The 18,836-nt window shown below is 70.5% G+C and carries 21 protein-coding genes and 1 tRNA gene; 15 read left to right on the top strand and 7 right to left on the bottom strand.

Features of this window, described 5'->3' with window-relative positions; translation table 11 throughout:
* Nucleotides 1-67 precede the first annotated feature (67 nt).
* Complete coding sequence (locus ACX9TP_RS28600) at nucleotides 68-1,618, bottom strand: Glu/Leu/Phe/Val family dehydrogenase (RefSeq protein WP_482973803.1); 1,551 nt, start codon at nucleotides 1,616-1,618, stop codon at nucleotides 68-70.
* Nucleotides 1,619-1,927: 309 nt separating this feature from the next.
* On the opposite strand from ACX9TP_RS28600, the gene ACX9TP_RS28595 reads away from it, so the two are divergent.
* Together ACX9TP_RS28595 and ACX9TP_RS28590 are read left to right on the top strand one after the other, a co-directional pair.
* A tRNA-Thr gene (locus ACX9TP_RS28595) sits at nucleotides 1,928-2,002 on the top strand.
* A gap of 479 nt (nucleotides 2,003-2,481) precedes the next feature.
* Nucleotides 2,482-3,387 carry a hypothetical protein gene (locus ACX9TP_RS28590; RefSeq protein ID WP_482973802.1) on the top strand — a complete coding sequence of 302 codons (906 nt, stop codon included), beginning with the start codon at nucleotides 2,482-2,484 and terminating at the stop codon, nucleotides 3,385-3,387.
* 108 nt (nucleotides 3,388-3,495) lie between these two features.
* On the opposite strand, the gene ACX9TP_RS28585 is transcribed toward ACX9TP_RS28590, so the two are convergent.
* Genes ACX9TP_RS28585 through ACX9TP_RS28575 form a run of 3 tightly spaced genes read right to left on the bottom strand, consistent with a single transcriptional unit; the run spans nucleotide 3,496 to nucleotide 5,403 of the window.
* The gene (locus tag ACX9TP_RS28585; protein ID WP_482973801.1) at nucleotides 3,496-4,323 is read right to left on the bottom strand and encodes a sulfite exporter TauE/SafE family protein; all 828 of its coding nucleotides are present in this window, start codon (nucleotides 4,321-4,323) and stop codon (nucleotides 3,496-3,498) included.
* A gap of 26 nt (nucleotides 4,324-4,349) precedes the next feature.
* On the bottom strand, nucleotides 4,350-4,670 hold the full coding sequence (locus ACX9TP_RS28580) for a rhodanese-like domain-containing protein (protein ID WP_482973800.1): 321 nt from the start codon (nucleotides 4,668-4,670) through the stop codon (nucleotides 4,350-4,352).
* Nucleotides 4,671-4,701: 31 nt separating this feature from the next.
* Complete coding sequence (locus ACX9TP_RS28575; RefSeq protein ID WP_482973799.1) at nucleotides 4,702-5,403, bottom strand: MBL fold metallo-hydrolase; 702 nt, start codon at nucleotides 5,401-5,403, stop codon at nucleotides 4,702-4,704.
* Nucleotides 5,404-5,914: 511 nt separating this feature from the next.
* Between ACX9TP_RS28575 and ACX9TP_RS28570 the strand changes: the two genes are divergently transcribed.
* From ACX9TP_RS28570 to ACX9TP_RS28515, 12 genes are all read left to right on the top strand, one after another.
* Nucleotides 5,915-6,340, top strand: a complete 426-nt coding sequence (locus ACX9TP_RS28570) for a YeeE/YedE family protein (RefSeq protein ID WP_482973798.1) — start codon at nucleotides 5,915-5,917, stop codon at nucleotides 6,338-6,340.
* A gap of 12 nt (nucleotides 6,341-6,352) precedes the next feature.
* Nucleotides 6,353-6,814 carry a DUF6691 family protein gene (locus ACX9TP_RS28565; RefSeq protein WP_482973797.1) on the top strand — a complete coding sequence of 154 codons (462 nt, stop codon included), beginning with the start codon at nucleotides 6,353-6,355 and terminating at the stop codon, nucleotides 6,812-6,814.
* 90 nt (nucleotides 6,815-6,904) lie between these two features.
* Nucleotides 6,905-7,426 carry an RNA polymerase sigma factor gene (locus ACX9TP_RS28560; protein WP_482973796.1) on the top strand — a complete coding sequence of 174 codons (522 nt, stop codon included), beginning with the start codon at nucleotides 6,905-6,907 and terminating at the stop codon, nucleotides 7,424-7,426.
* A complete protein-coding gene (locus tag ACX9TP_RS28555) occupies nucleotides 7,413-8,177 on the top strand; it encodes an anti-sigma factor family protein (RefSeq protein WP_482973795.1) in 765 nt (254 codons plus the stop codon). Before ACX9TP_RS28560 ends, ACX9TP_RS28555 begins: the two co-directional genes overlap by 14 nt.
* A 187-nt stretch (nucleotides 8,178-8,364) precedes the next feature.
* Nucleotides 8,365-8,718: a rhodanese-like domain-containing protein gene (locus tag ACX9TP_RS28550; RefSeq protein WP_482973794.1), complete on the top strand. Its 354-nt coding sequence runs from the start codon at nucleotides 8,365-8,367 to the stop codon at nucleotides 8,716-8,718.
* A gap of 115 nt (nucleotides 8,719-8,833) precedes the next feature.
* Nucleotides 8,834-10,444, top strand: a complete 1,611-nt coding sequence (locus tag ACX9TP_RS28545) for a bifunctional metallophosphatase/5'-nucleotidase (RefSeq protein WP_482973793.1) — start codon at nucleotides 8,834-8,836, stop codon at nucleotides 10,442-10,444.
* 35 nt (nucleotides 10,445-10,479) lie between these two features.
* Nucleotides 10,480-10,959 carry a DoxX family protein gene (locus ACX9TP_RS28540; protein ID WP_482973792.1) on the top strand — a complete coding sequence of 160 codons (480 nt, stop codon included), beginning with the start codon at nucleotides 10,480-10,482 and terminating at the stop codon, nucleotides 10,957-10,959.
* A gap of 115 nt (nucleotides 10,960-11,074) precedes the next feature.
* A complete protein-coding gene (locus ACX9TP_RS28535) occupies nucleotides 11,075-12,118 on the top strand; it encodes a YeiH family protein (protein ID WP_482973791.1) in 1,044 nt (347 codons plus the stop codon).
* Between the two features lie 28 nt (nucleotides 12,119-12,146).
* The gene (locus ACX9TP_RS28530; protein WP_482973790.1) at nucleotides 12,147-12,617 is read left to right on the top strand and encodes a DsrE family protein; all 471 of its coding nucleotides are present in this window, start codon (nucleotides 12,147-12,149) and stop codon (nucleotides 12,615-12,617) included.
* Nucleotides 12,618-12,953: 336 nt separating this feature from the next.
* The gene (locus ACX9TP_RS28525) at nucleotides 12,954-13,763 is read left to right on the top strand and encodes a sigma-70 family RNA polymerase sigma factor (protein ID WP_482973789.1); all 810 of its coding nucleotides are present in this window, start codon (nucleotides 12,954-12,956) and stop codon (nucleotides 13,761-13,763) included.
* Between the two features lie 66 nt (nucleotides 13,764-13,829).
* Entirely contained in the window at nucleotides 13,830-14,192 is a 363-nt protein-coding gene (locus ACX9TP_RS28520; RefSeq protein WP_482973788.1) for a thioredoxin family protein, read from the top strand.
* 87 nt (nucleotides 14,193-14,279) lie between these two features.
* Nucleotides 14,280-15,488 (top strand): NAD(P)/FAD-dependent oxidoreductase, encoded by a 1,209-nt coding sequence (locus ACX9TP_RS28515; RefSeq protein ID WP_482973787.1) that lies wholly within the window; start codon nucleotides 14,280-14,282, stop codon nucleotides 15,486-15,488.
* Nucleotides 15,489-15,582: 94 nt separating this feature from the next.
* Here the strand turns inward: ACX9TP_RS28515 and ACX9TP_RS28510 are convergent, their stop codons facing one another.
* Genes ACX9TP_RS28510 through ACX9TP_RS28500 form a run of 3 tightly spaced genes read right to left on the bottom strand, consistent with a single transcriptional unit; the run spans nucleotide 15,583 to nucleotide 18,285 of the window.
* The gene (locus ACX9TP_RS28510; RefSeq protein WP_482973786.1) at nucleotides 15,583-16,857 is read right to left on the bottom strand and encodes an MFS transporter; all 1,275 of its coding nucleotides are present in this window, start codon (nucleotides 16,855-16,857) and stop codon (nucleotides 15,583-15,585) included.
* Nucleotides 16,854-17,588 carry an MBL fold metallo-hydrolase gene (locus ACX9TP_RS28505; RefSeq protein ID WP_482973785.1) on the bottom strand — a complete coding sequence of 245 codons (735 nt, stop codon included), beginning with the start codon at nucleotides 17,586-17,588 and terminating at the stop codon, nucleotides 16,854-16,856. Before ACX9TP_RS28505 ends, ACX9TP_RS28510 begins: the two co-directional genes overlap by 4 nt.
* 28 nt (nucleotides 17,589-17,616) lie before the next feature.
* Nucleotides 17,617-18,285 (bottom strand): ArsR/SmtB family transcription factor, encoded by a 669-nt coding sequence (locus tag ACX9TP_RS28500; RefSeq protein WP_482973784.1) that lies wholly within the window; start codon nucleotides 18,283-18,285, stop codon nucleotides 17,617-17,619.
* Nucleotides 18,286-18,307: 22 nt separating this feature from the next.
* Between ACX9TP_RS28500 and ACX9TP_RS28495 the strand changes: the two genes are divergently transcribed.
* Nucleotides 18,308-18,772 carry a hypothetical protein gene (locus ACX9TP_RS28495; RefSeq protein WP_482973783.1) on the top strand — a complete coding sequence of 155 codons (465 nt, stop codon included), beginning with the start codon at nucleotides 18,308-18,310 and terminating at the stop codon, nucleotides 18,770-18,772.
* Nucleotides 18,773-18,836 lie beyond the last annotated feature (64 nt).

The raw sequence follows: 18,836 nt of genomic DNA, 5'->3' as shown, positions 1-18,836 counted from the left end.
AAACGACAAGGGCACGTCCTCCGCGTGGGTGGACGTGCCCTTCGTCTTTGCTACGGCAGCGGGACGGTTACTGCGAGAAGCCCTCGAGGAGGTAGTGGGCCTCGATGCGCTTGAGCGCGAGGATCATCGCGGCGCAGCGGGTGTCCACGGCCTCGCCGATGCAGTACTGGCGGCTGTCGTGCATCTCCGTCTTGCGCGGCTGGTTGCGCGAGATGTCGCGGATGATGCGGTAGTTGCGCTTCATGGCGCGCTCGAGGCGCTGGTCGACCTCGGCCTCGCTCCAGCGCTCCATGCGCTTGTTCTGGATCCACTCGTAGTAGCTCACCGTCACACCGCCGGCGTTGGCGATGATGTCGGGGATGAGCTCGATGCCGCGCTTCTGGAGGACGCGGTCGGCCTCCGGAGTGGTGGGGCCGTTGGCGCCCTCGGCGATGAGCTTCACCTTGAGGCGCTCGGCGACCTCCGCGGTGATTTCGCCACCCAGCGCGGCGGGGATGAGGATGTCGGCCTGGACTTCCCAGAGGTCCTTCTTCTCGATCTTCTGGGCGCCGGGGAAGCCGAGCACGCTGCGCTTGAGATTCTTGGGGTCGGCCACGTAGGCGGCCAGCGCGTTCACGTCGATGCCGTCACCGTTGTAGATGGTGCCGTCGGAGTCGTTGACCGCCAGGAGGCGGGCGCCCATGTGGCCGAGGATGAGGGCGGCGTGGCTGCCCACGTTGCCGAAGCCCTGGAGGACGAAGGTCTTGCCCTTCACGGACTCGCCGCGGTCGGCGTAGTAGTCCTCGATGCAGAAGGCGACGCCCTGGCCGGTGGCCTTGCCGCGGCCCTCGGAGCCACCGATGCGCACGTCCTTGCCGGTGACGATGCCGCGCAGGTTGTGGCGCTCGCGCTCACCGTCGGAGAACTGGCGGTACAGGAGCGCCATGATGTCCGGGTTGGTGCCCACGTCCGGCGCCGGGATGTCGATGTTCGGCCCGATGAGGCTCTTGAGCCGGTACATGAAGCGCAGGGTGATGGCCTCGATCTCCTCGCGGCCGTACTCGCGCGGGTCGATCTGGATGCCGCCCTTGCCGCCGCCGAACGGAACCTCGCTGATGGCCGTCTTCCAGGTCATCTCCGCGGCGAGCGCCTTGAACAGGTCCAGGGAGACTTCGCGGTGGTAGCGGAGGCCGCCCTTGTAGGGGCCGCGGGCCTGGTTGTGCTGGACGCGGTAGGCCTTGAAGCGCTGCGACTCACCGGGGACCAGCTGGTACACCTTGCCGTCCGGCAGGCGCAGGTGGCCCTGGCGGATGGCCACGTCGGAGCCGAGGAGGGCGCGGCCGTTGAGGATGATGTTGCCGTTGGCCAGCAGCTCCAGGCCTTCCTTGTTGCGGACCTGCGTCTCGGGCAGGTCGGAGAAGGACTTCGCGCGGTCGGCGGCGAGCGGGACGAGGCGGTCCTTCAGCTTGGCCGTGACGTAGAAGATGTGCTCGTAGTCGGGCTCCTCGAGCTCGAGACGGACGCGCTTGTCCAGCTTGATGAGGTCCGCAGCGCGATGGAAGATCTCCATCGCCTCCGTGTAGACGGTGCGCTTGGGCGAGGGGGCCGGGGCGCGCATGAAGTTCTCTTCGCTGGCCATGACGGGAAACGCTCCTTGTGGGCCTCACCGGGTAGGGGCGAGGCACGCGGGGATGGCGGCCCTTATGTGCACAGCCGCCTTGCGCTTTCAACCGCGCGGAACGCCTGCTCTTCCTCCGGAATGTGGAGAGATGACGGGCACTTATGGCAACGCGCTGTGTCACCGAGGGCAGACGCGGTGTGTCATGGCTGTCACGGTGGACGGGCGGTGGATCTGGGGCAGGCCGGGCGGGTGGGGGAGCAAAGGAGCAGTGCTGATCATTTGTCCTTGCCGGCCCGAAAACCCCGTGGTACTTCGCGCCCACCTTCCGCCGACATAGCTCAGTGGTAGAGCAACTGATTCGTAATCAGTAGGTCCCCAGTTCAAGCCTGGGTGTCGGCTCCAATAAAATCAAGACGTTTCAGGCCGGTTGCGAAAGCACCCGGCCTTTTTTATTGGCCCTGTTGCGGGGGAGGGGTTGAGACCGCTGGGTCCAACGGCAGCTTCATGCCCATGAACGCCCACGAGCCCAGGCGGTCCGCCTCGACCACAGAGGAGGACTGTCAGGACTGCAGCTGCGGTGTGTAGCGGCGCGCCCCCCGCAGGGCTGCTCGAGTGAAGGTCGTCGGACGTGGTTGGCGCACGCGAGCGTGTCCTGTGAGCTTGCCTGCCCGCGCTCCCTCTTGTCGGGCGCTCGGCTCCGCCTCACGGCCCCCGGCAGGGACGCCTGAGCAAAGCCCGGGGCCCGGGGTGTAATGCCCCACGTGGCATCTGCGTCTCCTCTGGTGCTGGGCATCTCGCACTTCCGGCGCAGCGCTGATGGGCACCTTCTTCCTGGGGACGCTCTTCACGCAGCACGTCTTGCACTTCAACGAGGAGTTTCCATGAACCGCATCAAGCTCAGTCTCAGCCAGGTGTTCATTCATCTCATGCTGGCGGGCGCCTTCTTCCCCGCCCGCGTCCTTGCCGGCACGACTGCTACGCGCGCCGACGCCACCGCGAGCTCGCACGCGCACCGCGCCCAGGAGGGCACAGGCATGTACCGCACCCACTTGCAGCTGCACCCCGCACCGGCCGAAGCCGGCCAGCCGGTGACGCTCACCCTCACCGTCCGGGATGGGGAAGGGCGCGCCGTGTCGCGGCTCACGCCCTCGCACGAGAAACCCCTGCACCTGTTCGTCGTCTCCAGGGACCTGCGCCACTTCGCGCACGTGCATCCGTCCGTGGTCGGCGACTCCTTCCGTGTCCAGCACACCTTCGCGGCGGCGGGGGAGTACACCCTCTTCGTCGACTACCAGCAGCCGGGTCGCGGCCAGGTGGTGGACCGGCACAGGGTGCACGTCGAGGGCGCCGCGCCCCCGGTGGCCGCGGCGCTGACGGAGTCGCCCAGGACGCAGCGCGCGGATGGACTCGAGGTGACGCTGCACAGCGACGCGGAGCTTCGCGCGGGCGAGGCCGCCATGCTGCACTTCGACGTCACGGACGCGGAGACGGGCAAGCCGGTGGTGGACCTGGAGCCCTACCTGGGCGCGATGGCGCACTTCATGGTGCTGAGCGCCGACGGGCAGGACTTCGTCCATGTGCATGCCCTCGACACCCGCAGCAGCGCCTCGCGAGTGTCGGCGCATGCGGTGTTCCCGCGCTCGGGCCTCTACAAGCTCTGGATGCAGGTGCAGCGCCATGGCCGGGTGGCGACGGTGCCATTCGTCGTGCGTGTGGACGACGCCGAGGCACGCCCCAAGGCTGAGCCCGCCTCGGGGAAGAGTGGGCACGGGCATCACCAGCACTGAGCACCTTCCCGTCTGGGCCCGCAGTGCCTCGGGCAGCGCGCGTCCCATCGGGTGCCGGCATTCGGGTGCTGCTCCGCCAGGGGGCTCCTCGTCGAATCTCGAAGGACTTCAACGTGGGTGCGGTGCCGCGGAGGCCGAGGGCTCACCGCCACCCTGCGCCAACGCTTCCCGGTTCTTGAAGAAGATGAAGACGCCCATCACGACGAGGAAGACGGAGAAGGCCCGCTTGAGGGCCGCCTGCGAGACGTAGTGGGAGGCCCAGGTGCCGAGGAGGATGCCCGCCACGGCGATGGCCGTGAAGATGCCGAGGTAGCGCCAGGGCACCTCGACGTGGCCGAGGTAGCCGGCGAAGCCCACGAAGGAGTTGAGGGCGATGACGAGCAGGCTGGTGCCCACCGCCTGCTTCATCGGCAGGCCCACCAGGAGCACCAGCGCCGGGACGATGAGGAAGCCGCCGCCCACGCCGACCAGGCCCGTGAGTCCTCCCACCCCGAGGGCGGCCAGGGCCATGAGGGGGAAGGACGCCTTGTTCGGCTCGGGCGCGTGTGCGGACTCGTTGCGTGCCGCGAGGGCGGCCTCCCTACGGCCATTGCGGAACATGAAGAAGGCGGCCACGAGCATCACCGTGGCGAAGAGCAGCAGCTGTACGGCACCCGAGACGAGGGCGGACAGGCGCGCCCCGGCGTAGGTGCCCGCCATGGCCACCGCCCCGAAGAGGAGGGCCGCCCGGAGCTGGACGTTGCCCTTGCGCCAGTGGCCCGCCGCGCCGAAGAGGCTGGTGACGCCCACCACGGCCAGTCCCATGGCGATGGACTCCTTGGCCCCGAAGCCCAGGACGTACACGAGGATGGGAACGGTGATGATGGAGCCGCCGCCGCCGAGCAGACCGAGCGACAGGCCGATGAGGGCCGCGAGCGAGAAGCCGATGATGGGCATGGTGTCCGTGCTGGCGCGACGCGCGCTCAGCCCTTGGGCGTGAGCGTCTCGCGCACGGCGAGCATCCCGCCCGCCAGGTTGTAGAGGTGTTTGAAGCCACCGCGGGCGAGCGCCTGCGCCGCCTTCGCGGAGCGTCCGCCCGAGCGGCAGATGAGCAGCACCGGCTGTTCGCGCGGCCACGAGGCGCAAGCCGCCTCCAGCGTGCCCAGCGGGACGAGCTCCGCCCCGGGAAGGTGGCCCAGCGGACCGGTGTACTCATCCGGCTCGCGCACGTCGATGCGCCGCACCTCGGGGCCGAGCGTGTCGAGCTGCGAGGGAGTGATGTCCTGGTAGGGGTGGGGTGTCATGAGAGGGCCTCGGGGGATGAGGGCAGGGGACTCAGGCCCCCTGCGGTGAGGGCGCCGTGTGCCCGCAGGCGCGGTTGGCCGGGACGGCAAGGTCAATCTTCCTGGGCTTGGGCAGGTTGAGGTTCTCCATGATGTGGATGAACTCGTCGCGACTCTTGCCGGCCACGCGCGGGTTGTGTCGCTTCTCCTCGGCGATGCTCGTCACCGTGCGGCCCTTGTAGTCGTGGCCGGGGTAGACGAGCGTCTCGTCGGGGAGGGAGAAGAGGACGCGGGTGAGGCTGTCGTAGAGCTGGCTCGCATTTCCATTCTGGAAGTCGGTGCGGCCGTTGCCGCGCACGAGCAGGGCATCCCCGGTGAAGACGCGGTCGCCGAGCAGGTAGCTGATGCTGTCGTCCGTGTGCCCCGGGGTGGCGAGCACCTGGAAGACGAGCTGCCCGACGCGCACCTCGTCCCCGTGGCGCACCTGGACGTTGGCGCAGGCAGCACCGTCCACGCTCCCCACCACCTTGGCCTGCGCGCGCTCTCGCAGTACGCCCGAACCGGTGACGTGGTCGGCGTGCACGTGCGTGTCGAAGACGTGGGTGAGGGTGAGGTCCAGCTCGCCCACCAGTTGCAGGTCGCGGTCGACCTGCTCCAGCACGGGGTCGATGAGGACGGCCTGGCGCGTGGCCTCGTCACCGATGAGGTAGGTGTACGTCGAGGACTCGGCATCGAAAAGCTGACGGAAAATCATGTTGAAGTCTCCTGCCCGTGAGAGCCAGGGGCGGGAAAAAGGATTCAGGACCTTCCCGCTGTTCATCTTGCTCATGACCGGCGAGGGCAGGGCGGGCAGGGGGGCGGGGGCCCTCGGGGCCGCACTGGTGCAGGCGCGGATTGACGCCTGCCGCGTCCTCGCCCACCTCGCCCCCTCGAACCGGCCCTTGCAGCCCCGGAACGCACGCCCCGTCACCCTGACCCGGGGGGCGGGCTCAGGCTCGCCCGCTCGCCCGCGGAGGTCTCCGTGAATCCTCGGGAGCACTCCATGGCTCTTATGCATCACCATGGACTCTCTCTGGATTGCGCTGGCCTTCCTCGTGCTCTGGGTCCTGCTCCAGCGGTGGATTCTTCCCCGCTTCGGGGTGGGCACCTGAATGGCACCCCCGCGGACCCGGTCCGGGTCCGGCAAGAACGATGACAAGGACGGCCCGTCGAAGCGGGGCTGCTGAGCGGTGAATCCTCTTCCTGGAATCTGGCTCTAGAAGAACATGACCTCTTCCATTCTCCCTGCGCTCCTGGGCGGGGCGCTCATCGGGCTGAGTGCCTCATTCCTCTTGCTGGCCAACGGCCGGGTGGCTGGCATCAGCGGCGTCGTGGGCTCGCTGCTGGCCCCCGTGCGCGGCGACATCGCCTGGCGCGTGCTCTTCTTCGGGGGGCTGCTCACCGGCGGCCTGCTGCTGGCGTGGCTGCGCCCCGGCTCCTTCGCGGCCCCGGTGTCCCTGAGCACGGGCGGCGCGGCGCTGCTGGTGGCAGCGGGGCTGCTCGTGGGCTTCGGCTCACGGCTGGGCAACGGCTGCACCAGCGGGCATGGCGTCTGCGGCATCAGCCGGGGCTCGGCCCGCTCCCTCGCGGCCACGCTGACCTTCATGGCCACCGGCGTCCTCACCGTCTTCCTCGCCCGCCACGTCTTCTAGAGAGAGCTCTCCATGCGTCCCTCCATCAGTGCGTTTCTCAGCGGCCTCATCTTCGCCGTCGGCCTGGGCATCAGCGGCATGACGGATCCAGCCAACGTCCTCGGCTTCCTCGACATCACCGGGGACTGGGACTACCGGCTCGCGTTCGTCATGGGGGGGGCCATCGCCGTGCACGCGGCGCTGCGGCCCCTCATCCACAAGCGGGAGCGGCCCCTCTTCACCCCGAAGTTCTCCTCGCCCTCCGCCAGCGGGGTGGACCGCAAGCTCCTCGTGGGCGCGGGCCTCTTCGGCGTGGGCTGGGGGCTGGGCGGCTACTGCCCCGGTCCCGCGCTCACCTCGCTTGCCAGCGGTGCGACCCAGCTGTTCGTCTTCGTGCCCGCCATGTTCGCCGGCATGTATCTCGCCCAGGTGCTGCAAGCGCGGCGCAGCGTGAGCGCGGGGACGCCGGGCCTGGGCGCGACGCCCGCTCCGTAGCCCGGGCGTGCCTGCCGCCGGAGGAGTCCTCCTCCGCGGTGGCGCCCCCCTCGGGAACTTTTCTCAACCACCATCGTGTCCTGGAGAAACGTGAGCAGCCGGTCCTTCATCGAACGTGCCCTGGAGCATCTGCCCGCCCTGCGACGGGTAGGCTGTCGGCTGACGGGCAGCCCGGCGGAGGCGGATGACCTCGTGCAGGAGACGGTGGCGCGCGCGCTGGAGCGACGCAACGAACTGCGCGACCCGGAGCGGCTCAAGGGATGGTTGCTTGCCGTGCAGCGCACCGTCTTCCTCAATTCACGCCGGGGCCTGCGCCCTCGGCTGGAGGTGCTGGAGGGCGGCCTGGGGAAGGAGGCTGCTCCCGAGCCTTCCGCGGACCTGGAGGCGGAACTGCACGCCCAGACGCTCAGCTCGGGCATGAAGGCGGCGCTGGAGTCGCTGGACCCGGAGTGGCGTGACGCGCTGTGGCTGCGAGAAGTCGAGGAGCTGACCTACGAGGAGATTGCCCAGGTGCAGGGCTGCCCGGTGGGCACCGTGCGCTCGCGCCTTGCGCGGGCCCGGGGGGCGATGCTCGACTTCCTCGAGAAGGAGAAGGCACATGGAAGCCTGTAGCCCGGAGTGGCAGGAGCGTCTCTCCGCGTGGTTCGACGGGGAGGTCCAGTCGTACGAGCGGCAGGCCGTGGAGCAGCACCTGGCTCGATGCGTGGGCTGCGCCCGGGAAGCGGCCCGCCATGCCTCACTGAGCGAGTCGCTGAGGGCGCAGGCCGCCACGGAGACGCACGTGCCGCCCGCGCTGGTGGAGCGCGTCGCCCGGCTGGCGGCGCCGCCCCCGCGTCCGGCCTTCCGGAGGCGGCGGCTGACGGCGAGCCTGGCCGCGGCGCTCGCGTCCGTGGGCGTCCTCTGGACGTCCTGGCCCAGCGGCATGAATGACGCGCTGGCGATGGACCTTGAGCGGCACCACCTCAAGGCCTTCTCGCGCACCACCCCCTGCGAGTTCGAGTCCTCGGACCCGGCCGCGGTGAAGGCCTGGGTGGAGCGGGAGCTGGGCTACGCGGTGGAGGTGCCGGTGGTGCCCGGCGCCACGCTGCTGGGCGCCCGCCGCTGCAAGCTGCAGGGTCAGCTCTCTGCCTCCCTTCTATACCGGCACGAGGGCGGCAAGGCGATGACGCTCTTCCTGCCGCCGCCGGGCTCGCCCGCGGCGCGGGAGGCGGCGAGCTTCGCCGGAGAGGAGACGCGCTGCACGCAGGGTCCCGTGGGCGAGCGCATCTGCGTGGCGCCGCGCAGGGGCGGGCAGGCCGCGCTGGCCGTCTCCGAGTTGGAGCAGCCGGTGCTCCTCGCGGCCCTGGCCCGCCTGGCTCCTTGAGGACGCGAGGCCGGGGACTGTCGAGGTTCCCGGTCGCGTCCTCGGGGGCATGACCCTCGGCCTCCCCGGCATCTTTCTCGCGGGCCTGCTGACGTTCTGAATCCTTGGTCCGCCTCCATGGCTCTCACCGCGCTGCATCTCACTTCCCGGGGCCCATGGGGCCTCCGGTGCCGGTTGGAGCCGCGCCATGAAGGTCGTTCTCGTCATCGCCGCCGTATTCGTCGGCCTGTTCCTCGTCTCCTGTGCGCGCCAGCGGCCCGCCGGGGCGGCGGCCGGGCCCGAGGCCCGCCGCAGGGTGGAGGCGGGCGCCACGCTGGTGGATGTCCGCACGCCGGAGGAGTTCGCCGCCGGGCACCTGCCTGGCGCGGTGAACATCCCGGTGGATGAGCTGCCACAGCGGCTCGGAGAGCTCGGCTCGCCGGAGAGGCCCCTGGTCCTCTACTGCCGCAGTGGCGCGCGGAGCACCCGCGCCGAGCTCCTGCTGAAGGAGCGTGGCTTCGAGCAGGTCTTCAACCTCGGCCCCATGTCGGCCTGGGAGTGACGCGAGGGGAGCGGCCAGGGTGGCAACCACGGCTGACCCGCCGCCCGGGAACTTCGCGCGGCGCACCTCGTGTCCCCTCCGCTGTCTCTTTCCACTCCTCGCAAGGTGCTCCACGATGACCCGTCTCCTCTCCCTGCTCGGCGCGCTGCTCGCCCTGGCCTCCGGCTGTGCTTCGCCGAGGCCCGTGGTCACCGGCGCGGGGGCCGCCAGTGCTCCCGCTTCCAAGCGCAAGCAGCTCACCGTCCTCTACGTGGCGGACCTGCACGCGCAGCTGCGCGCCCACCCCGAGCTCTTCTGGCGCGACGGCAAGGAGCGCATCGAGGAGGCGGGAGGCTTTGCCAGGGTGGCCGCCGCCATCCAGCGGATTCGGGCCGAGCGCGGTGGTGACGTGCTGGTGCTCGACGCGGGAGACACGATTCAGGGCTCGGGCGCGGCGGCGCTCACCGAGGGCGGCGCCCTCATCGAGCCGCTCAATGCGCTCGGGCTGGACGGGGCGGTACCCGGCAACTGGGAGGTGGTGTACGGCCCCAAGGTGCTGCGCCAGCGCGCCGGTGAGCTGAAGCATCCGCTCTTCGCCGCCAACCTGCGCGATGCGGCCAGCGGTGAACGTCTCTTCCCGCCGTACCTGGTGAAGGAGGTGGGCGGAGTGAGGGTGGCCGTCGTCGGCTTCACGGACCCGGACGTCCCGCGCCGTCAGCCCCCGGGTTACAGCCAGGGCTTGCGCTACGACGGCCCGGAGGAACTGCCGGCCCTGGTGCGCGAGGTGCGCGAGCGCGAGGGCGCCCAGGTGGTGCTGCTGATGACGCACGTGGGGCTCGCCAAGGCGGAGGGGCTCGCCGCCCGGGTGCCCGGCGTGGACGCCCACCTGTCCAGCGACACGCACGAGCGCACCTATACGCCGATTGAGCAGGCCGGCAGCTGGGTGGTGGAGCCCGGCGCCTTCGGCTCCTTCCTCGGCCGGTTGGATTTGTGGGTGGAGGAGGGGAGGGTGGTGGACCGCCGCTGGGAGCTCATCGAGCTGACCGCCTCGCGCTTTCCCGAGGACCCGAAGGTGGCCCGGTTGGTGGACGCCGCGCTCGCTCCGCACGAGGCGAAGCTGTCCGCCCCGGTGGGCCACACCGGCGTGACGCTCGCGCGCTACGCGGTCGTGGAGAACCCACTGGACAACGTGCTGGCCGACGCCATCCGCGCCGCCGGAGGGACGGAGATTGGCCTCTCCAACGGCTTCCGCTTCGGCACGCCGTTGCTGCCCGGGCCGGTGCGAGAGGCGGACCTGTGGAACCTCTTCCCCATCGTCAACAAGCTGAAGACGGGCAAGGTGAGTGGCCGCCAGCTTCGTGCCTTCTGGGAGCAGGAACTGGAGAACGTCTTCGCGAAGGACCCGGAGAAGCGCTTCGGCGGGTGGCTGCCGCGCCCCTCGGGGATGACGCTGCGCTTCCGCGCCGACGCACCCAAGGGGCAGCGCCTCCGCGCCCTGGAAGTCGGGGGCGAGCCGGTGGAGGACGAGCGCCTCTACACCGTGACGGCCTGCGAGCGGGAGGGGGATGCCCCCGACATGGTCTGCCGCATCCCCGGCATCCAGGAGCCGCGCGTGCTGGACGTGGATGCGCATGAGGCGGTGCGCCGCTTCCTGGCCGGCAAGCCGCGGCTGCACGACTCGCTGGAGGGCCGCGCGGTGGGCGAGGACCTCCCGGCCGTGCTGCGCACCCAGCAGGTCCAGCCGTGAGCTCCATCCCTTCCAACCGCACGAAAGACACTCGAATGAACCTTCACGGTCCCAGGCTTCGCGCCGTCACGCAGCTCGCCTTCCGTACCCTCTTCAGCCTCATCTTCCTCGCCGCTGGCGCGAAGCACCTGCTCGCGCCTGATGCCATCGTGGGGCGCCTGGTGGAGGCCCCGGGGGCCGCCCTCGTCAGCGCGCTGGCCTCTCCCAAGCTCCTCGTCGTGCTGAGCGGTGCGGTGCTGCTGCTCGGCGGGCTGGCGCTCCTCACCGGGACGCTGACGCGCTGGGCCGCCGTCGCGCTCTTCGCCGTCCTGGTCCCCATCACCCTCACCGTGCAGGTGGGAGCCGCCGAGGGCATGGGGCCGCTTTTGAAGAACATGGCCCTCCTGGGCGGACTGCTGCACTGGGCCGTGGAGGGTGGAGGCGCCTTCAGCGTCGACGCATGGCTGACCACGCGCTCGCGACTCCGGCTCCCCCTGGTGGGGCAGGCCAAGGGTGTTCGCTCGGTGGAGCTCTAGCCGCGAGGGGCATTCCTGCCGCGATGGCCTGACACGAAACCGAGCTGGAGGAGCGCTTGGCCCGGGTGCCCGTTACCTGGGCGCGTGCCCCTCCGGATGGAACCGAGAACACGAAATGACCACACCTCTTGCCGCACCCGCCTCCACCACCGTCGCGCCTCCGCCTGGAGGCGTCTGGCGTCGGCGCTTGCCGGGCCTCGGGCTCGCCGCCGGGCTGGCGGTGGCCAGCTACTGGCTCGCCATGCTTCCTGGCCTCAAGGTGGTGGGGCCGCTCACGGTGGCCCTGCTCATTGGAATCACGCTGCGCACGTCCCTGGGGCTGTCTCCTGTCCTGGTGGAGGGCACGCGCTACTCGGCTCGCACGGTGCTGCGGCTGGGCATCGTGCTGATGGGGGCGCGGCTCGACTTCGGGCTGGTGGCGAAGGTGGGCCCGCGCGTGCTGCTGCTCGCCCTGGCCGTCATCGCAGGCGGCATCCTGGGCATCCGCTGGGTGACGAAGCGCTTCGGCGTGCCGGAGAAGCTGGGCACGCTGCTGGCCGTGGGCACCTCCATCTGCGGCGCCAGCGCGGTGGTGGCCGCCAGTTCCGTCACCCGCGCCGAAGAGGAGGACACCACGCTGGCGGTGGGCCTGTGCGGCATTCTGGGCACGGTGGGCGTGCTCTTCTACGTCTTCGCGGGGCCGCTGCTGGGGCTGAGCACCGCGCAGCTCGCCATCCTCTCGGGCGCCACGCTGCACGAGGTGGCGCAGGTGATGGCCGCGGCCTTCACCTGGGGCACCTCGGCGGGGGACCTGGGCACGCTGGTGAAGCTCACCCGCGTGGTGCTGCTGGCCCCCGCGCTCGTCGTGCTGGGGCTGGCCTCCGGTGCGGGCGGGAAGGTGCGCTACTCGCTGAAGGAGCCGCCCATTCCCTGGTTTGTCATCGGCTTCCTCGCCGTGGGCGTGCTGGGCTCGGTGGGCGTGCTGCCCGCGGCCGCCAGGGCCGGGCTCTCCACCACCAGCGTCTTCCTCATGGTGATGGCCATGGCGGCCATGGGGCTGGGTACCCACCTGAGCATGGCTCGCCGCGCGGGCATGCGCGTCGTCTACGCGGGCCTCGTCGGCTTCGCGGCCCTGGCGCTGTCCGCCTGGGGCCTCATCCAGCTGCTGTCCATCCAGTAATCCTCAACCTCGAAGTGGAGTCCCCCGAATGAATCGCCTCCTGTTGCTGCTCGTCACCGCGCTCGTCACCGCTCCCCTGGCCACGCTCGCCGCGCCGCCGTCCCAGCCTGCCCAGGCCACCGGGAAGAAGGTCCCCGCGCGCCAGGGCAAGCTCGTCTTCGTGGCCACCACGGGCCTGGAGGACATCGGCACCCTGTCCAGCTCCTTCCGGCACGCGGTGAACGCCAAGGAGTCCGGCTACCTGTCGGACGTGGTGTGGCTCACCTACGGTCGCGCGGTGGTGGCTCTGGACCCGACGGTGAAGGCCGTGCCGGAGTCGGTCCGCAAGGAGGCCCAGGCGGCGAAGGCCGCGGGCGTACGGCTCGTGGCCTGTGGCACCGCGCTCGCGAAGTTCGGCATCGACCCGACGAAGCTCCAGCCGGAGGCGGAGGTGGTGGACAACGGCGTCGCGGAGCTGTCGCGCCTGGTGGCCGAAGGCTATCAAGTCATCCGTTACTAGAGAGCCGCATCCGCCCCATGGCGAGCGCGACACGGAGAAGGCGGACCGTGCTGTCCATCTGCCTGCTGGCCATGGCTGGCGTGGCGTGGCCTGGCCGAGCCGAAGAGGTGGCGTGGGAGGAGGGGCCGCGGCTGGAATTCGAAGAGGCGCTTCATGCCGGACCCGGGGGCTACACCAGTGTCAGCCTCCGCACCCGTAGGGCACCTGGCATGTTCCTTCAGCATCGGCGCCAGGCTCCCGCTATGTATCCTCATGGAGACGTCCAGGAAGGCATCCTGGCGGCCGAGCGTTCTCCAATACGGAAGCGGCGGAGAGCGAGGAGGAGGCAACGGGCGGATGGCGACGCGAACCGATGAGCAGCTGATGGAGGCCGCGCGCTCGGGCGACGACAAGGCCCTGGATGAAGTCCTCGCCCGCCACGAGAAGCAGGTGTACCGCTTCGGCCTGCGCATGTGTGGCTCGGAGGAGGACGCCAAGGAGGTGCTCCAGGAGACGCTGCTCGCGGCCTTCCGGGGCATCCACGCGTTCCGGGGCGACGCGGAGCTCTCCACCTGGTTGTACCAGGTGGCCCGCACGCACTGCTTCCGCCTGCGCCGCCGGCGCGTCGGCGCGCCCGAGGACTTCCAGCCGCTCGACTCGCCCGCGGCCGCCCACGTTGCCGCGGAGGAGGCAACGCCAGACATGGTCTCCCATGCGCGGCAGATGGGGGAGGTGTTGCAGGCGGCCATCCTCGCGCTGCCGGAGACCTACCGCGAGGCGCTCATCCTCCGGGACGTGGAGGGGCTCTCGGCCGAGGAGGCGGCGCAGGTGGTGGGAATCGAGGTGCGGGCGCTGAAGAGCCGGCTGCACCGCGCGCGCCTCCAGCTGCGCGAGCACCTTTCCACCCTCATGGGGGAGGGCGCTCCGGGGCAGGCCCAGGGGTGCCCGGAGCTGGCGCAGGAGTTGTCGGCGTTCGCCGCGCAGGAGGTGGACCAGGCCACCTGCGTTCGCCTGGAGGACCATCTGTCGCGCTGCCCGCGTTGTGCCGAGGCGTGCGACGCGCTCAAGCGCACGGTGTCCCTGTGCCGGCGCATCCCCGGGGACGAGGTGCCCGCGCCCGTGCGCGCGGCGGTGCGCCAGGCGCTGGCACGCGCACTGCCAGCCTGAGCCCGCCAGCTCGAATCCTTCTCCGTCCCCCATGGCTCCAACCCGCATCACGCGAAGGAGGAGTCCATGGCAACGGTGGAGATGACGTTGGAGAACTTCGAGTCCGTGGTGAGCGGGCCCGGCATCGTGGTGCTGGACTGGTGGGCTTCCTGGTGTGCCCCTTGCCGCGCGTTCGCCCCCGTCTTCGAAGCGGCTTCCGAGGCGCACCCGGACCTCACCTGGGGGAAGGTGGACACGCAGGCGCAGGCGCAGCTCGCGGACGCGTACGGAGTCCGCTCCATCCCCCTGGTGTGCATCTTCCGCGACGGTGTCCTCGTCTTCGAGCAGCCCGGCATGATGTCTCGCTCCGGGTTGGAGATGGTCGTGCAGAAGGTGCGCGCGCTGGACATGGACGAGGTGAGGCGCCGGTTGGCCCTTGCCGGGCCGTAGGCCCTACGAGCAGTCCGGCATGAGGGGGTGAATCCTCGTCATTCTCTTCGGGCTCACACCTCCATCCCCATCGCATGGAGGTCGAACGTGTCCAATCTGCATCACCGGGTGCTCATCATCGGCGGAGGCACGGCGGGACTCACCGTCGCCGCACGGTTGAGGCGCAAGGGCGTGCGTGGCGTCGCCATCATCGAGCCCTCGGCTCACCACTACTACCAGCCCCTGTGGACTCTCGTGGGCGGTGGCGCCGCGGACATCGCGAGCACCGTGCGCCCCGAGGCCGACTACATCCCGAAGGGGACGCGCTGGGTTCAGGACTGGGCGGAGGAGGTGGACCCGGTGCGCCAGGAGGTCCGCACGCGCGGAGGGCTGCGCCTGGGCTATGACTTCCTCGTCGTCGCCCCGGGAATCCAGCTGGACTGGGACAAGGTGCCCGGCCTGCGCGAGGCGCTGGAGACGCCGTGGGTATCGAGCAACTACGACTTCCGCCTCGCGCCGAAGACGTGGGAGATGGTCCGCGCGTTCAAGGGCGGCACGGCCCTCTTCACCCACCCGGCCACGCCGGTGAAGTGCGCGGGGGCTCCGCAGAAGATCATGTACCTGGTGGCGGACCACCTGCGACGCAGCGGGCTCGCGGAGCGCTCGCGCGTCGTCTTCGGCTCGGCCGGCAAGTCCATCTTCGGGGTGCAGCCGTTCGCGCAGGTGCTCGAGGGCGTGGTGGAGCGCTACGGCATCGAGACGCGCTTCGGCCACAACCTCGTCGAGGTGCGCCCAGGCCAGCGAGAGGCGGTCTTCGCGGTGATGCGAGAGGGAGGGGAGGAGCGGGTGACGCTGGGCTACGAGATGCTGCACGTCACGCCCCCGCAGAGCGCGCCCGACTTCATCAAGGCGAGTCCGCTCGCCCACCAGGAGGGCCCGAACGCAGGCTGGGTCAAGGCGCACAAGCACACCCTGCAACACCCCGACTACCCGAACGTCTTCGCGCTCGGGGACGCGAGCGACCTGCCCACCTCCCGCACGGGAGCGGCCATCCGTGCGGAGGCCCCGGTGCTTGTCGAGAACCTGCTCGCCGTCATGGAGGGAAGGGCCCTCACGGCCCAGTACAACGGCTACGCCTCCTGCCCGCTCGTGACGGGCTACGGGAAGATGCTGCTTGCCGAGTTCGACTACGACGGCAAGCCCGCGCCCAGCATCCCGCTCATCAATACCCTGGTGGAGCGGCGCGACATGTGGCTGCTCAAGAAGTACGGGCTGCCGCGCATGTACTGGGACCTGATGCTCCGCGGGCGCGCGTAACGCCCGAGCCCGCAGTCCCGAGGCGATGCGCCAGACGCCCTGCATCTCCGGCTGGGAGCGCAGCGTCATCCGGCCCCATTCCGAGCTCCTGCTCCTACGAGAGGGTGGAGCCGGTCCGGGTCGGCGCGGCGCCGCGCGCGCCGTGCGTCTCGCGCATTCGCAGGGCCACGAGCATGCCCGAGGCGCCCGTGAGGATGGCCACCAGGGTGATGGCCGCGGGGATGCCCAGCGCATCGGCCGTCACGCCCGCGACCACCGCGCCCGCGGCGTAGCCCGCGTCGCGCCACAGCCGGTAGACCCCCACCGCTGACGAGCGCCACGAGGGGTGCGCCACGTCGCCGATGGCGGCGAGCAGCGTCGGGTACACCATGGCGGTGCCGAGGCCCAGCAACACGCCCGAGAGCACGAAGAGGGCCGTGCTTCGCCCGGACACCATCAGCACGATGCCGCCCGCCTGTACCCACATGCCGGAGGCGATGAGCCATTTGCGGCCCAGCCGGTCCGACAGCGCCCCGGTGAAGAGCTGCGCGAGTCCCCACACGGCCGGATAGACGGCGGCGAGCGTTCCCACCTGCGCCAGCGAGAGGCCCGCGGCTGCGTACACCAGGGGGAAGAGGCCCCACGCCATGCCGTCGTTGAGGTTGTTGACGAAGCCGGCCTGGGTGACGCTCGACAGCTCGCGGTCGGTGAAGCTCGTTCGCACGAAGATGCCATGTGGGGGCGCCGCGGGAGCGGCGTGCGTGCGGGCCTCGGTTTCGGCGTGCTCGCGCGTTTCACGCACCAGGAGAGCCGACAGCAGGAGGCCCAGCGCGGTGTAGGCAATGCCCAGATAGAAGGGCTCGGGCCGCAGGCCGTGGCGCGCCGCGAGGTAGCCCGTGGCGAGCGCGGAGAGGGCGACGGCCACGTAGCCGGCGAACTCGTTGAGGCCCATGGCGAGGCCGCGGCGCTCCGGGCCGGCCAGGTCAATCTTCATGATGACGGTGGTGGACCAGGTGAGGCCCTGGCTGGCGCCCAGCAGCACGTTGGCCCCGAGAATCCACGCCCAGGACGGGGCCCACATGAGCAGGAAGGGCACCGGCACGCCGACGAGCCAGCCCGCGACCAGCACCCCCTTGCGGCCCCAGGCGTCCGAGAGGCGCCCCGCGAAGTAGTTGGTGGCCGCCTTGGACAGGCCGAAGGCCACGATGAAGGAGAGGACCGCTGAGCGGGCGACGAGGCCGAACTCCTGCTCGGCCAGGCTGGGTAGGATGCTGCGCTCCAGTCCCACCATCGCGCCCACGAAGGCGTTGACGAGCACGAGGAGGGAGAACTGGCCGAGGTTGGCCCGCAGGCCCAGACGCACCTGGGGAGCGCCGCCCCTGGCGCTCACGGCCCCCGCCCCTGGTTGAAGCGGAGGATGGCCTCGGACCCGGTGGGCTTCGCGGTCACGCTCCGCGTCAGCTCGCGCACGAAGTCCTCGCGCGAGAGGGACAGCAGCCGGTTCCACCGCCGCTCCGCGGCCATGGTGGAGGAGGGCTTTCCGCTCATGCCCGCCCCACAAGCGCTCCCCGCGAAGTGCGCCGGGTACACCTCGACGTCATCGGGCAGAGGCAGGAGCTTCTGGTGCAGCGAGGCGTGCAGCTGCGCCGCGTTGGCTTCCGCCTGGCCGGGCAGGTCCGGCCGGCCCACGGCCCCCACGAAGAGGGTGTCCCCGGTGAGGACGAACCAAGGCTCCGGTCCCCTCCGCAGGTCGCTCACCAGCAGGCAGATGCTCTCGGGCGTGTGTCCGGGCGTGTGGAGCACCCGGACGAGGGTGTTGCCGAGCTCCAGCACCTGTCCGTCATGCAGCGGCTCGAAGGGGAAGCCCACGTCCGCGGAGGCATGCAGGCAGTACCGGGCGCCCGTGCGTGCCGCGAGTGCGCGCCCCCCGGAGCGGTGGTCCGCCTGCAGGTGGGTGTCGATGACGTGCGTAATCCGCATGCCCTTCTGGGCCGCGAAGGCGGTGTACGCCTCGACGTCCTCTTCGTGCGCATCCACCACGGCGCAGAAGCCCTTGCCTCCGCACCCGAAGAGGTACGCCGCGCAGCCGGTGTCATCGGAGTAGTAGGGCTTGAAAATCATCGGAGCGCTCCTCGTTGAAAGAGTGGAATCAGCCGGTGGTGGCCTCGGTGGGCAGGCCCGCGGCACGCCACTCCGGGAAGCCTTCATGGAGGCGGCGCGCCTTGCGGCCATGCGCGAGCAGGAGCTTCACCGCCTCGTCCGCATAGACGCAGTAGGGGCCGCGGCAGTACGCCACCACCTCGCGGCGGCGCGGCAGCTCGCTCAGGCGCGCCTCCAGCTCCGTGATGGGGATGCCTAGGGCCCCCGGGATGTGGCCGGCCGCGAACTCCTCGGCCGGGCGCACGTCGAGCACGACGACTTCTCCAGCGCGGACGCGCTCCAGCAGCTCCTCGCGTCCCACCGCGTCGAGCGCCTTGCGGTCCTTGAGGTAGGTGTCCACCACGCGCTGCATGTCGGCCAGCTGGGCTTCCGCCACGCTGCGCACGCACTGCACCAGCGCGAAGACGGCGGGGCTGGCCAGCCGGTAGTGGACGTAGAGGCCGTCCTTCCGTGCCTCCACCACGTGCGCCTCGCGCAGCACCTGCAAGTGCTGCGAGGTGCTGGCCACGCTCAAGGAGGCCTCGCGGGCGAGGGCCTCCACGGTCCGCTCGCCCTGGGCCAGCAGGTCCACCAGCTCGAGACGCCGGGGGCTGGCGATGGCCTTGGCGATGCGCGCGAGCTGCTCGTACAGCGCATTCTTGAAAGCTCGGTTTCCCATGGTCTCTCGTTCAATTGAATTATTGAATAGTGGCCGCCAGCAGCCATGTCAACTCGCCCGAGGTGCCAGCGTTGGGGAGTACACCCTCTTCGTCGACTACCAGCACTTCGACGTCACCGACGCGGAGACGGGCAAGCCGGTGGTGGACCTGGAGCCCTACCTGGGCGCGATGGCGCACTTCATGGTGCTGAGCGCCGACGGGCAGGACTTCGTCCATGTGCATGCCCTCGACACCCGCAGCGGCGCCTCGCGAGTGTCGGCGCATGCGGTGTTCCCGCCCTCGGGCCTCCACAATCTCTGGGCGCAGGTGCGGCGCCATGGCCACCGCCCCGAAGAGGAGGGCCGCCCGCAGCTGGCCGTTGCCCTTGCGCCAGTGGCCCGCCGCGCCGAAGAGGCTGGTGATGCCCACCACGGCCAGGCCCAGCTGCTCAAGAAGTACGGGCTGCCGCGCATGTCCTGGGAGCTGATGCTCCGAGGGCGCGCGTAGCGCCTGAGCCCGCAGTCCCGGGGCGATGAGCCAGGCGCCCTGCATCCGCGGCCGGGAGCGCCAC

It is taken from the genome of Pyxidicoccus sp. M15 (assembly GCF_056858435.1).
The sequence above is the reverse complement of the archived record's forward strand: the minus strand, read 5'-3'. Positions and strand labels throughout refer to the sequence as shown.

Bases quoted from the DNA above. Each gene is read 5' to 3' on its own strand.
- ACX9TP_RS28505 (WP_482973785.1), bottom strand. From the start codon at position 17,588: ATGATTTTCAAGCCCTACTACTCCGATGACACCGGCTGCGCGGCGTAC.
- ACX9TP_RS28600 (WP_482973803.1), bottom strand. From the start codon at position 1,618: ATGGCCAGCGAAGAGAACTTCATGCGCGCCCCGGCCCCCTCGCCCAAG.
- ACX9TP_RS28550 (WP_482973794.1), top strand. From the start codon at position 8,365: ATGAAGGTCGTTCTCGTCATCGCCGCCGTATTCGTCGGCCTGTTCCTC.
- ACX9TP_RS28500 (WP_482973784.1), bottom strand. From the start codon at position 18,285: ATGGGAAACCGAGCTTTCAAGAATGCGCTGTACGAGCAGCTCGCGCGC.
- ACX9TP_RS28525 (WP_482973789.1), top strand. From the start codon at position 12,954: ATGGCGACGCGAACCGATGAGCAGCTGATGGAGGCCGCGCGCTCGGGC.
- ACX9TP_RS28535 (WP_482973791.1), top strand. From the start codon at position 11,075: ATGACCACACCTCTTGCCGCACCCGCCTCCACCACCGTCGCGCCTCCG.
- ACX9TP_RS28565 (WP_482973797.1), top strand. From the start codon at position 6,353: ATGCGTCCCTCCATCAGTGCGTTTCTCAGCGGCCTCATCTTCGCCGTC.
- ACX9TP_RS28575 (WP_482973799.1), bottom strand. From the start codon at position 5,403: ATGATTTTCCGTCAGCTTTTCGATGCCGAGTCCTCGACGTACACCTAC.
- ACX9TP_RS28585 (WP_482973801.1), bottom strand. From the start codon at position 4,323: ATGCCCATCATCGGCTTCTCGCTCGCGGCCCTCATCGGCCTGTCGCTC.
- ACX9TP_RS28555 (WP_482973795.1), top strand. From the start codon at position 7,413: ATGGAAGCCTGTAGCCCGGAGTGGCAGGAGCGTCTCTCCGCGTGGTTC.
- ACX9TP_RS28540 (WP_482973792.1), top strand. From the start codon at position 10,480: ATGAACCTTCACGGTCCCAGGCTTCGCGCCGTCACGCAGCTCGCCTTC.
- ACX9TP_RS28570 (WP_482973798.1), top strand. From the start codon at position 5,915: ATGACCTCTTCCATTCTCCCTGCGCTCCTGGGCGGGGCGCTCATCGGG.
- ACX9TP_RS28530 (WP_482973790.1), top strand. From the start codon at position 12,147: ATGAATCGCCTCCTGTTGCTGCTCGTCACCGCGCTCGTCACCGCTCCC.
- ACX9TP_RS28590 (WP_482973802.1), top strand. From the start codon at position 2,482: ATGAACCGCATCAAGCTCAGTCTCAGCCAGGTGTTCATTCATCTCATG.
- ACX9TP_RS28580 (WP_482973800.1), bottom strand. From the start codon at position 4,670: ATGACACCCCACCCCTACCAGGACATCACTCCCTCGCAGCTCGACACG.
- ACX9TP_RS28545 (WP_482973793.1), top strand. From the start codon at position 8,834: ATGACCCGTCTCCTCTCCCTGCTCGGCGCGCTGCTCGCCCTGGCCTCC.
- ACX9TP_RS28520 (WP_482973788.1), top strand. From the start codon at position 13,830: ATGGCAACGGTGGAGATGACGTTGGAGAACTTCGAGTCCGTGGTGAGC.